Annotated in this window: 13 protein-coding genes; 7 read left to right on the top strand and 6 right to left on the bottom strand. The window is 39.7% G+C overall.

Annotated features, from left to right (window positions below):
- Nucleotides 1-94 precede the first annotated feature (94 nt).
- From SporoP8_RS08405 to SporoP8_RS08395, 3 genes are read right to left on the bottom strand one after another with little or no spacing between them, the layout of a single operon-like run.
- Nucleotides 95-664 (bottom strand): manganese catalase family protein, encoded by a 570-nt coding sequence (locus SporoP8_RS08405; protein WP_085132082.1) that lies wholly within the window; start codon nucleotides 662-664, stop codon nucleotides 95-97.
- A gap of 36 nt (nucleotides 665-700) precedes the next feature.
- Nucleotides 701-964: a spore coat protein CotJB gene (locus tag SporoP8_RS08400; RefSeq protein WP_085132081.1), complete on the bottom strand. Its 264-nt coding sequence runs from the start codon at nucleotides 962-964 to the stop codon at nucleotides 701-703.
- Nucleotides 964-1,179, bottom strand: a complete 216-nt coding sequence (locus SporoP8_RS08395; RefSeq protein ID WP_085132080.1) for a spore coat associated protein CotJA — start codon at nucleotides 1,177-1,179, stop codon at nucleotides 964-966. Before SporoP8_RS08395 ends, SporoP8_RS08400 begins: the two co-directional genes overlap by 1 nt.
- Before the next feature lie 279 nt (nucleotides 1,180-1,458).
- Between SporoP8_RS08395 and SporoP8_RS08390 the strand changes: the two genes are divergently transcribed.
- From SporoP8_RS08390 to SporoP8_RS08360, 7 genes are all read left to right on the top strand, one after another.
- Entirely contained in the window at nucleotides 1,459-2,706 is a 1,248-nt protein-coding gene (locus SporoP8_RS08390; RefSeq protein WP_085132079.1) for an EAL and HDOD domain-containing protein, read from the top strand.
- 185 nt (nucleotides 2,707-2,891) lie between these two features.
- Complete coding sequence (locus tag SporoP8_RS08385) at nucleotides 2,892-4,577, top strand: BCCT family transporter (protein ID WP_085132078.1); 1,686 nt, start codon at nucleotides 2,892-2,894, stop codon at nucleotides 4,575-4,577.
- Nucleotides 4,578-4,642: 65 nt separating this feature from the next.
- A complete protein-coding gene (locus SporoP8_RS08380; RefSeq protein ID WP_085132077.1) occupies nucleotides 4,643-5,419 on the top strand; it encodes an ABC transporter ATP-binding protein in 777 nt (258 codons plus the stop codon).
- Between the two features lie 109 nt (nucleotides 5,420-5,528).
- Nucleotides 5,529-6,977, top strand: a complete 1,449-nt coding sequence (locus SporoP8_RS08375; RefSeq protein ID WP_085132076.1) for a phospholipase D family protein — start codon at nucleotides 5,529-5,531, stop codon at nucleotides 6,975-6,977.
- 113 nt (nucleotides 6,978-7,090) lie between these two features.
- Nucleotides 7,091-7,708 (top strand): NAD(P)-dependent oxidoreductase, encoded by a 618-nt coding sequence (locus SporoP8_RS08370; protein WP_085132075.1) that lies wholly within the window; start codon nucleotides 7,091-7,093, stop codon nucleotides 7,706-7,708.
- 140 nt (nucleotides 7,709-7,848) lie between these two features.
- A complete protein-coding gene (locus SporoP8_RS08365; protein ID WP_085132074.1) occupies nucleotides 7,849-9,420 on the top strand; it encodes a sensor domain-containing diguanylate cyclase in 1,572 nt (523 codons plus the stop codon).
- 49 nt (nucleotides 9,421-9,469) lie between these two features.
- A complete protein-coding gene (locus SporoP8_RS08360) occupies nucleotides 9,470-10,081 on the top strand; it encodes a hypothetical protein (RefSeq protein WP_085132073.1) in 612 nt (203 codons plus the stop codon).
- A gap of 26 nt (nucleotides 10,082-10,107) precedes the next feature.
- Here the strand turns inward: SporoP8_RS08360 and SporoP8_RS08355 are convergent, their stop codons facing one another.
- From SporoP8_RS08355 to SporoP8_RS08345, 3 genes are all read right to left on the bottom strand, one after another.
- The gene (locus SporoP8_RS08355) at nucleotides 10,108-11,409 is read right to left on the bottom strand and encodes a uracil/xanthine transporter (protein WP_232319235.1); all 1,302 of its coding nucleotides are present in this window, start codon (nucleotides 11,407-11,409) and stop codon (nucleotides 10,108-10,110) included.
- 312 nt (nucleotides 11,410-11,721) lie between these two features.
- Nucleotides 11,722-14,139 carry a bifunctional diguanylate cyclase/phosphodiesterase gene (locus SporoP8_RS08350; RefSeq protein WP_085132072.1) on the bottom strand — a complete coding sequence of 806 codons (2,418 nt, stop codon included), beginning with the start codon at nucleotides 14,137-14,139 and terminating at the stop codon, nucleotides 11,722-11,724.
- Nucleotides 14,140-14,391: 252 nt separating this feature from the next.
- The gene (locus SporoP8_RS08345) at nucleotides 14,392-15,096 is read right to left on the bottom strand and encodes a pseudouridine synthase (protein WP_085132071.1); all 705 of its coding nucleotides are present in this window, start codon (nucleotides 15,094-15,096) and stop codon (nucleotides 14,392-14,394) included.
- Between the last annotated feature and the right edge of the window lie 30 nt (nucleotides 15,097-15,126).

Genomic DNA, 15,126 nt, shown 5'->3' with positions numbered 1-15,126 from the left:
CCCTCTCTACAAAAGATACCATTGAATACCTGAAATTAAACACTAAAAAGGTCTCCTTCTCTTTATTGAAAAAAGAAAAGAAGACCCTTTCATATTAAAAGATTTTTTTCCTGTCACGTTCTTCTTTCAAGACTTCGACAGCTTCTCGAAAACGCAGTGAATGCACGTTTTCTCTCTCTCTTAGAAATTTAAGAGAATCATTAATCCATGCATCATCTGAGATATCGATGATCCATTGATACGTAGCGCGCGCTTTTTCTTCTGCTGCGATATCTTCATACAGATCAGCTATTGGATCTCCTTTAGCCTGAATATACGTAGTCGTGAAAGGCACACCGCCTGCATTTTCATAAAACAACGCATGGCCGTGATTGACGTAATGTGCACCAAGCCCGGCTTCTTCAAGTTGTTCAGGTGTCGCATCTTTCGTTAGTTTATACATCATGGTGGCAAGCATTTCCAAATGGGAAAACTCTTCAGTCGCAATGTCATTCAGTACACCGATAACTTTATCGGGAACGGTATACCGTTGATTCATATAGCGTAATGCAGCAGCCAGCTCGCCATCTGCGCCACCATATTGCTCTGCAATGTATCTCGCAAGTTTTGGGTTACACTCTTTGACTTCTACCGGATACAATAACTTTTTTTCATAGACCCACATCAATATTCCCTCCAGTAACCTAGTGCATATTTGAGACTACATTTGCCACGGCCAAGGTGCTTGGTTCCAACGCCAGCCTGTATCCAGTGCTTGTTCTGACGGTACAGAATGTAAGGAAAGCGGTCCAAAACGCTTTTCGTACATTTTTCTCAGACTTGCTGCTTCTTTAATCGCAAGTCGCCATTGCGTAAGTGCTTCCTCATCGTCAGGATGCGTGTTGGTGTAGAGTGTTAGTTCGACTACCACAAAATCGGCTTGCTGCACACTCTTCAACATATCTCTTCGTTCAGTTGCATCCATCAGGAGATCCCCTCCCTTTTTGAATAGCCGTCGACTAGTGCTGGCCACAGTGACCCGTGTTGTAGAGCTTCAGCTGGTGAAAATTGTGGAAGTGAAGGAGGTTGGAAATTCATGAAAAGCTGAGGCGGTAAAGAAAACGTTTTGACTTTGACAGGTGGACACGGATCCCATGGAGATATATACGGTTCATAACTTCCTCTGAACGTATAATCCATTCATTATCAACTCCTCTACGCAAGATATGCAGCTATTTCTCGGTGTATGAATGAACCCACTCTCTCTAGCACACAAATAATTTGCAGTAACAATAGGCTCTTAGGCTAGAACAGTTACAACTAATTAATATATTTATTAATAACTTGTATTCTAGTACAATGGAAGGAGACATATATGAACTGGTTGAATGAATAATGGGGATATGCAACTTCAGTAGTTCTCTAGGATGAATATATACAATGAAGGAGACGTTCAAATGAAACGCGGAGATGGACTAGATGAATGATTACTCCATATTTATCGGAAGGCAGCCGATCCTAAGCCGATCTGGTGAGATTTATGCATATGAACTACTGTACCGAAATAGCGAAGAAAACTTCTTTCCAGATATAAATCCTGAACAGGCTACAATCGGTCTATTAATCAATACTTTTCTCTCTGTTGGAATAGATCAGGTAACGAGTGGTGTGCGTTCGTTCATAAACTTTTCAGGAGAACTGCTGGCGCAGGATATATTTATGAGTTTGAATCCCGATCAAGTAGTGATTGAGATTCTAGAAGATGTGGAAATAACGCCTGCTTTGTTGCATCGGCTGCGCATGTTTAAGGAAGCAGGATTCACGCTGGTGCTGGATGATTTTATTTTACAGGACCAATATATAGTATATACCCAGTTATTTGAACTCGTGGACATTATTAAAGTGGATTTCATACAAACGAGTATAGAGGAGAAACATCACATTACCACGTTTTTAAAAAGGTATCCATCGATTATTTTATTGGCAGAAAAAGTTGAGACGGAGGCTGATTATCAGCTTGCATTAAAGAGTGGCTATGACTTGTTTCAAGGCTATTTTTTCGCGAAACCTGACATTATTAAAAGTGCCGAAATTCCATCCAATACATTAGTCCATCTGCGAATTATTGATTATTTCCAAAAGGATTCCCAATCCATCAATCAGCTATCGGATTTAATTATGCAAGATGTATCGATTTCTTATAAATTATTGCGCTTTATAAACTCATTAGCCTTCGATATACCACGTCAAATCAGCTCCATCAAACAAGCGATAATGATGATTGGACTAAATGAAACGAAGAAATGGTTACAAGTCTTAATGCTATATGATTTAGGCCAAGATCTACAAGATGGTCGTGTGAAAGCACTTATTGAATTATCGCTTCGTCGTGCACGAGCATGTGAACTGCTAGCGAAGTATAATAGAAAACCAAATAAAGACGAATATTTTCTCACAGGCATGTTTTCATTGATTGATGCAGTGATGAAGCGTAAATGGGAAGATATTTTGCCGTTACTTTCTTTGTCTGATGTCATTATGGATACGTTAAATGGAAAGCAAACGGAAGTGAGCCCATACATGGAACTAATAGAATCGGTAGAACGTTTTGAATGGAAAACAGTAGAGCGACTTTCACGTGAATTGGAAATCCCTAAAAAAGAGTTAAGCGATATCTTTCTACAAGCCTTGCACTGGTCGCATGGAATAGAGGATGAAATACACTGAATACATATGGAAAAAGACATTTTCTCTTGAAGATGTCTTTTTTGATGTGTAATATAGACAGTTATAATCTATTTGGTAATTTCTTGTTCTGTAATTTATATAGGCAGAAGTACGTTATATCTCTTGAAATCGGGGTAAAGAGTGTAGTAAGAAAGTTACCAAATGAACACTAGGAGTCGATAAGTTTGGACAAAAAGTTCTGGAAAAATCCCGTGTTCTCTATTTCTGCCGTATTTATTCTTATACTCGTCATATTAGGAGCGACTATACCTGTACCGTTTGGTGTGGTTGCCGAAAGGCTTTATCATTTCACGACAGATAACTTTGGATGGTTCTATTTACTTGCTGTATTTATTGTCATTATATTTTTAGTTGGGTTGGCAATTAGTAAATTTGGGGCCATTCGTTTAGGTGGAGATACAGAACGCCCAGAATATCCGTTTTTCACGTGGATTGGTATGCTCTTTTCTGCTGGTTTCGGTGTAGGGCTAGTGTTCTGGGGTGTGGCGGAACCGATGAGTCACTATTTCAAGTCACCTATTGCAGGTATTGACTCACATACAGAAGATGCAGCACGTGTTGCGATGGGGTATTCTTTCTTCCACTGGGGCATTTCACAATGGGCCATTTTTGGTATAGTAGGGCTAGTTATTGGGTTTCTCCAGTTCCGAAAGAAGAAAGACGGTTTGATTTCAACAGCGCTTGAGCCTTTGATCGGAAGCAATCGTCACGTGAAGACAGGCATCGATTCATTTGCGGTTATAGCAACTGTCATGGGTATTGCTACTTCGTTAGGTATGGGTGTCCTACAGATGAGTGGTGGCCTAGAGTATGTCTTTAATATTAAGAGTACGTTTACGATTCAACTGCTGATCATTGCCGTTGTGTTCGTTGCCTATATGACGTCTGCTGCTTCAGGTCTAAGTAAAGGTATTGCATATCTAGGTAACTTTAACTTGGGTATGGCGATTGCATTATTACTATTCTTCTTTTTAGTAGGACCGAAAGTATTTATATTGGAAACCTTTACGCTGGCCATTGGAGATTATATTAATAACTTCATTACGTACAGTTTACGTCTTCAGCCTTATCAAGGCGGTACTTGGGTGAAAGATTGGACTATTTTCTACTGGGCTTGGACGATCGCTTGGTCTCCTTTCGTTGGTGCATTCGTTGCACGTGTATCGAAGGGACGAACAATCAGAGAGTTTATCATGGGTGTTATGGTCATTCCACCAGCATTTTCTTGTATGTGGATTGCAACGCTCGGTGGAACTGCACTATACAGTGATTTACGTAATGGTACACAAATCGCACAAGAAGTAGACAAGGATGTTACGTCAGCTATTTTCGCGACGCTTCAACATATGCCGATGACAGGGATCGTATCGTTCCTGGCCATTGTCTTAATCTTTACATTCTTAATTACGTCTGCTGACTCAGCTACGTATATTCTAGCGAGTATGACAACGCGAGGTAGTTTGTTCCCTCCATTAATTGTGAAATTCGTCTGGGGATTCTTGATGACTGCAATCGCGGCTGTATTATTATATGCAGGCGGATTAGAGGCTTTGCAATCCGCGTCACTCGTGTCTGCCTTACCGTTTACCTTACTTCTACTATTACTAATCTTTTCGTTGGCCAAACTACTGGCCAGAGAACCGATTACAGTCAGACCGACAGATATTCGTCAATTTGAACACGTAGAAGGTGAAGTCAAGAAGAAACGTAAACGGAAAGAAAGTGAAAAAGAAAAGAGAATGCGCAGAGAAGCGGAAAAGGCAAGAAAAATAAAAGAGAAAAACGATAGAAAGTATCAAGAACTTGAAAAGAAAAAGTATCGTGAAGTAGAGAAAGAAAAGAACGAATAGAAGAAAAGGCCGGTTCGTAGCATCATAGCGCGAACCGGTCTTTTATTAGAGAGAGGAGAATTTATGTGGCGATTGTAAAAGTTGAAGACGTTCAGTTTAAAAGGGGAGATAACCAAATTTTGCAAAATATCACTTGGGAGATTGAGCAAGGACAGCAGTGGGGGATGCTTGGCTTAAATGGTTCTGGCAAGACTTCGTTATTATCGATTATTTCTACTTATGAAATTCCTTCCAGTGGTGAAGTAGAGGTGCTAGGTAAACGATTTGGGAGTGCCTATTTGCCTGAATTACGTAAAAAAATTGGCTTTGTGAGCAGTTCTTTAGAAAAATTCTCAGACTACTTCTGGAATGAATCGATTGAACGGATCATCATTAGTGGTAAATTTGCGAGCTTCGGCATTTACGATGAAATAATAACTGAAGACTGGATACGTGCGGATTATTTAGTGAAGGAATTTCGGTTGGAGCCTGTCAAAGGAAAGAAGTTCAAACTACTCTCTGAAGGCGAAAAACGTCGTGTGCTGATCGCACGAGCTATGATGGGTGATCCAGATTTATTGATTTTGGATGAGCCGTGTTCGGGGTTGGATATTTTGGCAAGAGAACAATTTCTTGAAGCAATTGAAACAGCTACAAAAAATAATGTACATCTCGTTTATGTTACACATCATATAGAGGAACTCGTTCCCGAAATCACTCACGCGCTATTATTAAAAGAAGGAAGAATCGTAGCGAGTGGTCCTAAAAAAGAAGTGTTGACGGATGAACTGCTATCCGAAACGTATCAGGTTCCTGTAACTATTGAGTGGCATGCTGAACGACCCTATCTTTCGATGAAATAACGAAGACCTATTCAGTTTATTACAAGATAGAAAGGGAATATCATAATATCTTAGACGAAGTGTTCGTGAACTGGGATTCCAAATAAGTGAGTGAAAGAGGAGAGAGCTTGTGACGAAAGAGAAGCGTAAAATGACTAAAAAAAGTATAGCCTCCTATGTGCTGCTTTTCGTTGCATTGCTTTATATGGGTGTCATGCTTTGGCAAACGTATAAGCCATTGCCACCCGGTATTTCCTATAAAGGGGATCTTCATCAAGTAGAGGATGTGGAGTTCATCTATGATTTAACGTACTCTAAGACGAAGTCGAAAGATCACTACAAATCAGAACTTCGTATATTCAATGAAGTATTTCAAATGATTGAAGATGCACAAGAGTTTGTCGTACTCGATTTCTTTTTAATGGATGATTACTACGATGAAAAAGAAGATTTTCCTCAAATTGCGGATCAACTAACAGATGTCCTTGTCAAGAAAAAGGAAGAGTTCCCTGACATGCCAATCGTCTACATAACGGATCCAGTGAATACCGGCTATGAATCCTATGAGTCAGAATGGTTTAAAGCATTGGAAAAAGCAGGTGTACAAGTAGTGTATACAGACTTGGAGCCTTTGCGTGATTCGATGCCTCTATACTCTGGGATATACCGCATCTTCCTTCAGTGGTTTGATTTTAATGGGGAAAACCGTTTCCCGAACTTCTTGGCGAGTGATGCGCCTGACGTGAAGTTTTCATCTTATCTGAAGTTGTTGAACGTTAAAGCAAATCACCGAAAAACTCTCGTGACAGAACAAGCGGCATTAGTTACCTCATCCAATCCTCACGCAGCTAGTGGTCGTCACGGAAATGTAGCATTCAAAGTGAAAGGTCCGATCCAAAATGATATATTGGAATCGGAAGAAGCAGTGCTTCAGTATTCTTCAGGCGGAAAGTTACCGCGTATCGAAACAGGAGAACAAAAAGGGCCCTATCAAGTTCAGTACTTGACCGAGAGCAAGGTAATGGATGCTTTAGTGAGCGATATTAAGAAAGCGAAAAAAGATGATATTATCCGTATGGGCATGTTTTATCTTTCTGAGCAACAAGTAATCCAGCCTTTAGAAGAAGCGGCTAATCGGGGGGTACATGTAGAGATTGTCCTGGATCCAAACGAAAACTCATTCGGTAGTAAAAAATCAGGTTTACCTAATCGTCCAGTCGTTCAAGAAATAAGAGAAAATACAGACGATAAAATCAAAGTGCGTTGGTACAATACCGTAATCGGTCAATATCACACCAAGTTAGTAACGGTACAGACCGCAGATAAAACATATATTACAAACGGATCTTCCAATATAACGGAGCGCACGTTACGTGATTATAACTTGGAGGCGAATCTGCGCATTATAGCACCAACCGACAGTGAGCTGACGGATGAAATCAACGCGTATTTCGATAGGATATGGAATAACGAAGATGCATTATACACTCTAGATGTAGAAGAATACCAAAATAGCCTGACATTCTTCCAACGAGGAATTTACGCATTGCAACGCTGGGCTAAGCTTACATCCTATTAACATTCGATAAGCACCGTAAATTGTTAACGATGTATTAATCATATTTGATGCAAAGTACGAACATAAAACATGCACAGTTTCTAAAACGAAGAAAAAGATTGGAGATGTAGTAGATGAAGATTGTACTATTTGGAGCAACAGGTCGTACAGGTAGTGAGATCGTTCGTCATGCATTAACTGACGGTCATGAAGTAACAGCTTTGGTTCGATCACCTGAGAAGTGCAAACCTCAAGAAAAGCTGACGATTATTGCAGGAGACGTACGGGACGCCGATACAGTAAAAAAAGCAATGGCGGGTGCTGACGCAGTCGTAAGTGCGCTTGGCACTGACAAAACAACCACATTGACAGAAGCAATGCCAGCCATTATTGAAGCGATGAAAGAATACGGAATGAAAAGGATTGTAACGATTGGAACGGCAGGTATATTGAATAGTAGAACAGAACCGACCAAATTACGTTATCAATCGAATGAATCCCATCGTAAATTGACATTTGCGGCAGAGGAGCATCATAAAGTATATACTATGTTGAAAGATTCTGGCTTAGACTGGACGATAGTTTGCCCAACCTATTTACCAGATGGGGAAGCGGTCGGCAATTATCGAATCGAAAGAGAGTACTTGCCAATTGATGGTGCGCAAATATCTACCGGCGATACTGCTGCGTTTGCTTATAATGAACTATCTAAACAAGAGCATAAGGGATATAGGGTAGGAATTTCATATTAATAAATATATATATCTATGTGAGATTGTGTTCTAAGTATTGGTAGTTTTTGTATTGAAAATTAAAAAGGCTCATAAATAGTCCCTTACCGTATGATATAATAGGAGGATAGCACCACAGGGAAAAGGGGATTGGGAAACAGATGAGATGGTCCTTGAAAAATTTAATTCAAGTCGTGGCGTTACTAGCAATTGTCTTGACCTTTCTAACGAGTACAACGATAGGGTATCGTGTGAATAAGCAAGCGATAATAGATTCTACATTAGAAACCAATTATGCTTATGCCGAGAAATTGTCTTCCACAACAGATATTTATCTACGTGAAACACTAAAAATTCTTGAAGCGAATACTGATGAAATACTACCATTTATTGATCAAGAAAATGCCCAGGCGCAGTTGGGTAATATTGCGGAGCGTGTCAGATCACAGACGAGTACGTTTAATTCTGTTGTAATTTCTTCAGCAGAAGGCATTGTGCTCGGAGTTTCCCCACCCAATCTGGAAGTGCTAGGGGAAAAACTGACATCTGTTGGAGCCCAGCAAGCTGTTAGAGAAAGAAAACCCATGATATCTCAACCCTATATAGGACTCACAGGAGAACTGATTATTTTTATTAGTGTGCCGATCATTAAAGAGGACGAATATAAAGGGTTTATAGGTGGCGCAATTTATCTTAACAAACCAAACATTTTAGAGACTCTTCTAGGTGAACATTTTTATAAGAATGATTCATATGTATATGTTGTTGATGCGCAAGGAAGATTAATCTATCATCAAGAAGACGGTCGTTTGAAGGATGATGTCTCTAGTAATATAGTGGTCCAGACAGTCGTTACAGGAGAAAGTGGTTACAAAGAGTTGATCAATACAAAAGGTGTACCTATGTTGGCAGGATATGCATATGTACCCATTGCCAAATGGGGAATCGTAGCACAAAGACAACTAGATGTATCTGTTGCCCCTGCAAAAGAAATGGTGTTGGAGATGGCATTAAAGTCTTTGCCGTTATTACTCCTATCATTCTTCTTGGTTAGGTATCTATCTAGAAAGATTGCGTTGCCACTCCAAAGATTAGCTTACTATACCGAAAACAGTACAGAATCTGATCAAAAAGTAAAGATGGTAGGAATCTCTGACTGGTATTATGAAGCAAAACAATTAAAAGGAGCTATGTTACATAGTTTGGATTACTTCAAAAACGAGATGAACTACTTCATTCATCAATCCACAACAGATCCTTTGACGAAGTTAACGAATCGCCGAATGATGGATAGCTACATGAAGCAATGGGTAGACGAAGGGACACCATTCGCTTTAATTATTTTTGATATAGACAAGTTTAAACGTGTCAATGATCGTTACGGTCATGCAGTTGGCGATAAAGTACTGATCTACTTGGCAGACTTGATGCTACGAACGGTTCGCGAGCAAGATGTATGTTGCCGCTACGGTGGAGAAGAATTCGTCATCTTATTACCGAAGTCGGATAAAGTTACTGCTTATCTGACTGCAGAACGCCTGCGTGAAAAATTGGAAGACACAGTCAGTCCTTGCGGTGAAGTCATTACAATTTCAGCTGGAGTAGCTGCTTATCCACTTCACGCAAACCATCCAGCGCGACTTACGGAGTTGGCTGATCAAAGTCTGTATGAAGCCAAACGTACCGGACGTAATAAGACCATCGTCGTTTCCGATGAACCTCGGCATGAGTAATATGCCGAGGTTTTCTTTACTAGTAGATCAATAGGAAGGTGATAGAACAATGCCGGAGCACTTTATGGATAAACGCTTACACATCAAAACATTTGGTATTAGAGAATGGATTCATCAGTCATCTCATTATAATCGTTATGAAGCAACACCTTACGAGATGCTAGATTATTTATTTGCCGAACATGACCTTCTAAAAGAAGGGAGCTTGATCGACTTTGGCTGTGGAAAAGGAAGAGTACCTTTTTATGTGAATCATCTATTTTGTTTGGATACGATAGGTATTGAAATGAATAGTGTGTTACACCAAAATGCAATGAACAACTTGATGGATTATCGGCAAGCCTTTCCTAAGAGACCTGGATCTATTTCATTTGAATGCTGTATAGCGGAGAGTTACATCATTCCGGCAGATGCCGTGACGTTCTACTTTTTTAATCCGTTTTCTTTGGATATTTTTCGAACTGTAGTTCAACGGATTCTAAAGTCAGCCGAAAACTCCCCTCGTGCATTGGAAATCATTCTATATTATCCGACCGACGAGTATGTTTATTTCTTGCATCGTCACCCATTATTCGAAAAGATAGCGGAGATACCGATTACACATTTGCAAATTCACGACAAAGCAGAGCGTTTCTTAGTCTATACGTACAAACAGCCCTGATCATTTAGATCAGGACTGAATTATTTTCATGTAGAAAGACTGAACCGCTGACCAATCCAGAAAATTAATTCCATCAAGAGTGCAGCTAAGATTCCTACTAGCAACCCGCTTGATAAGAGAGGTTGAACGAGCTCAGGAAGTGAAGAAAACACAGTAGCTGGCAATGTCATAATAGATAACCCGAGAAGTGCAGGCAATGCAACTCGATATATGGTTTTAGGTTCGAAAGTTAATCCTTCCACGCTGCGCAGAGCAGATCGGAATAATTGTAAATATGCTACGAATAATACCGTGTTTCCAACGCTTTGAGGAATAGTGGAAAAAAATGCACTTAAAGGCGGTACGAGTCCAAGGATTATAAACAGAATGGAGCCGATAAAGAAAGGGGCTCTGTCCTTTATCCCACTGGACTGTAGAAAACCGATGGATGAAGCATAAGGTGCATACGGGACGAGACCCAGTGCACCCGCTCCAATATTCATGCCTCCTGTAATGAGAAATGAAGTTTTATACTGACTTTTAGTAGTTTCTTTTTCATATATATCTTCCGCACCTTTTAGGGTAGCGATGGTATTCGTCGTATTCAATAAACCTGTAATGACCACTGTAATCACGATACCGATTTCAAGTGTCGGCTCACCCCAAGGAAACCATTGGATAAACGGCGTAGTTTTTATCGTTTCAGTAGCTACTTGCGGAAAAATCAGCACAGCACTAACCCAACCAACGGTCATACCGATGAGCAGATTCAAACTGCTGATGATCCCTTTTCCTTTCACATGAATCAGAATCGTCAAACCTGCTAGAGCGAATGAAAATATAGTCTTCGACAAACTGATGAATTCACCGTCATTGAGACCAATCATTCCTTTTAAGAAGATGGTAATCAACTGATTAGCCAACAATAGCAAAAACACGAACATTACAGCAGGTGTAAACCACTTCTTCAGAATATCACCCATGCCGAGCATACCCAGTGTAGCTACCAGTACACCGGAAATCATGGCGCCTACTGCAATACTGCCACCAACTGTAGTTAGACTTAAGCCCATCGCACTCGCAGTTCCGGCCAAGCTGAGTACCACACCCCACCATAAACCTGATTGACCTTCCATCAATGCCAATCGATGTCCAAATGCTCCTTGTAGTAAACAAGCCATTCCTGTGAAAATAAATGAGCGCTGTATAGCAGAAACGATTTCTATCTGCTCAAGCTCAAAAGCAGTACCGACCGAAATGGGGATTACCACTGTATTAGCGAACATAAAGAACAACCATTGAAATCCAGCTAACGCAGTAATTGAATACCGCATTTGAGTAGTACCCATTCTCATCTCTCCTTGTAGTTATTTATCTATGTATGTCAAAAAAATTGAAATATAAAGAAAACTATAGCACAAAATCAATAGGAAGAATAATATTTCTAGTACTACCTTGATGAAAAAGTAATTTATCGTTGATCACATATAAAAGTAGTGAGGCTGGGACAAAACCCAAAAATGCATGAAGGATCATTCTTCTCCTTCATGCATTTTTCTTTTTGACTACGTATTTATAAAAGTAACTTTTGAGATACAGGAGCGTACCTTTTATAGCGTAGGAGAGAGGACTATTTTCTAGTGAGATCCCAGCCTCATATTTCAAGACTTTATATTATTAAGTAACTGTAGAAGTTCGTTAGGCGGCACGGGTCTAGAATACAAGAATCCTTGTGCTTCATCACATTCTAGTTTCTTGAGGAATTCGGCCTGTTCGTATGTTTCGACCCCTTCAGCAATCACCCGTAAATGTAAGTTCTTAGCCAAATCAATAATAGCTTTGACAATCACCGAATTTGAATGCAATTCTCTGACGAAAGATTGATCAATTTTAAGATGAGTCAGAGGAAACTTAGTTAAATAACTTAATGAGGAATAGCCTGTTCCAAAATCATCGATGCTAATTTTAATACCGATATCACGTAGCTCTTGTAAAATACTTTGGCAATAATCCACGTCAGATGTCATACTCTCTGTAATTTCAATATTCAAGTATTGTGGCTGAAGGCCCGTTTTATGAAGTGTGTTCTTAACATCTGCCACGAAACTACTACTTTTAAACTGGCGTAAGGAAACATTCACGCTCATCAATAGTGAAGTGTAGCCTAAGTCTTGCCACTCTTTCGCCTGTCTACAAGCAGTCTCTAGCACCCATAAACCAATAGCAAGAATCATCCCGGTTTCTTCAGCTATAGGTATAAATTGCCCGGGAGGTATCACTCCTCGAGAAGGGTGTTGCCAGCGTACTAATGCTTCTATACCAATCATATTTCCTGTGTTGAATTCATATTGCGGCTGGTAATGTAATGACAATTCCTTTTTTTGAAGTACTTGACGTAATTCCATCTCTATTAACGTTCTTTCCATCAAGTCTTTATAAAGTTCTTCTGTGAAAAATTGATAGGTGCTTTTACCAGATTGTTTTGCTAAATACATAGCAGAGTCTGCATTACGAATAAGCGTATCGTATTGTGCTCCATCGTCTGGAAACATGCTGATTCCGATACTTGGAGCAATAAAGACTTCTAAGTAATCGATAAGGAAAGATTTTGATATTTCATTGACGATTCGCTGAGCCACCATTTGTGCACCTTGTTTCGTCGTAGAAGAACACAGAATAAGAAACTCGTCTCCACTAAGTCGACCGACCAAGTCATTTTGTCTGACGAGTGTTTGTAATCTTGCACCAACCGCTTTAAGCAGTTGATCACCTACAAAGTGCCCCATGGAGTCATTGATATTCTTAAAACGATCCAAGTCCATATAAAGCAGGGCAAAAGGTTGTTGGTTGTTTAAACGGGTCTCAATTAAGTCTTCCACTGTCTGTTTCAGTAACCTTCTATTTGGCAATCCAGTTAGATGGTCGTGAAATGCCATATGTTCTACTAAACGTTCAACTTCTTTACGATCGGTAATATCACTGGCGGTACCGACAACTTCGACTACATTCTCACCTTCAAAAATAGGAGAGAGATAAACTAGAAAAGTTCTTGAGTGATAGTCAATTTCAAACTGTCCAACTCGGCCCAGTAAAGCTCCAAGAAGCTGTCGCTTAAATGTAGACGACATGAACGCTTTATTCGTTGTGAGCTGGTTAAGTGTATTCGCAGTGATACCCAGTTGTTCGGCTACTTTTCCTTCTAGTAATGTAATATTGATTTGATTATTTTCATCAAAAGAATATTTAAAAATAGCATTTTGAAGATTTTTCACGGTCATAGTAAAATCATTTTTTAATGCCAATTCCAGTGATTTTTCCGCTTCCATCTGAGAGGTCACATCTTGGCGTATGGAAATATATTGAAATGGTTTACCGTCTTGGCCGATAAACGGAACAATAGTAGTATGGACCCAATAAAAGTTTCCAGACTTAGACTTATTACGGATTACGCCTCTCCATACTTGTCCGGACTGAATCGTTTCCCACATATTCACAAAGAAGCTTTTAGGATGTGTACCTGAGTTGACTACACGATGTGTTTTGCCGATCAGTTCCTTACGTGAGTACTCCGAAAGGATACAGAAGCGATTATTGACATAAGTAATTACGCCTTGAGGATTAGTAATAACGACTACTGCTGATTCATCCAGTGCATATTTAAAGTTTTGCAAGTCGGTACGGGTTTTGTCATACTCGTTTGATACCAGTTTGGATCGGGTGACATCAATATCGAGAGAGAGATAACCCGTTAAGTTTTCGGCAGAATCATAAATGGGAACAATATTGATATCCAACCAGTGCACTGTACCTGACTTAGAATAAATTTGTATAGACTCTTGATAGACGGTAGCATGGAGAAAATGCTTTGTAAGCGTATAAAGCATCTCTTCAACAGAGAGATTTTTATTTAACTTTTTCCACGTCCTACCTATCAATTCATCTTCGCTATAGCCTGTCAGCTCACAAAAATTCTGATTTACATAGGTGAGATGACCATTTACATCGATGAGTGAAATACAGAACTTTTCATCAAGTAATGTGGACAGATGTGAAGAAATACTAGGAGTATATAACGCCATAAAGGCACATCCTTTCTTTAAGTAAAGTTAGGGGATAGAATAGTCCTTGATTTGGAAGCTAAGAGTTGTGAAATTATATAAAAATACCTAATAGGTAGAAGTAAATATATCAACTGTCTGATTATAGCATGAATAAGAGAGTTTTGAACTAGTTATTGAAGTAAATAAATGTAGGTTATTAGGGGTATTAGAAATATTAAAGCATTGCATAGGAAAAAGATCATGGAAGCTTTGTAGGGCCTCCATGATCTTTTATCTCTTCGGTTCGTATTGAAGTGTTTTGAATAACTTATCACGCTCTGTATCTGTTAGTTCTCGCCATTCACCAATCGGAAGATCACCCAGTTCAATAGTAAGTATCCGCACACGTTGCAAGCGGCGTATATGATAGCCGAGAGCTGCGCACATTCTACGGATTTGACGATTTAAACCTTGCGTCAATATAATAGAAAAAGTTTTAGGACCGAGTTTTTTCACCGTACAAGGTTTCGTTACAGTATCGAGAATCTTCACTCCGTTTTCCATTTGTGAAATAAATGAGGCGGTTAGGGGACTATCCACGGTCACGATGTATTCCTTTTCATGACCGTGTTCTTCTCTCAGGATTTCATTGACGATATCACCATCGTTTGTTAATAGTAATAAACCGTCGGAATCTTTGTCCAAACGTCCGATGTGGAAAATTCGTAATGGGTGGTTAACAAAATCTACAACATTACCTTCAATATGACGTTCTGTTGTACTAGTGATACCTACTGGTTTATTCAGTGCAATATACACTAACTGCTCTTCTTGTTCGACTAGTTTTCCGTCGACCTCTACTTGATCGCCTGCCTCGACTTTACTTCCAAGCTCTGCCAATTGTCCATTGATTTTCACACGACCGTCGGCAATCCACTGATCTGCACCTCGTCTGGATACAATACCTGCACCACTTAGAAATTTATTGATCCGCATAAAGATTCTCCTTCCGCACTTTTTACCATA

Origin of the sequence: Sporosarcina ureae (assembly GCF_002101375.1) — a bacterium.
Taxonomy (GTDB): Bacteria; Bacillota; Bacilli; order Bacillales_A; family Planococcaceae; genus Sporosarcina; species Sporosarcina ureae_B.
Note: the sequence above shows the minus strand (reverse complement) of the source record. Positions and strands in the feature narration are given on the sequence as shown.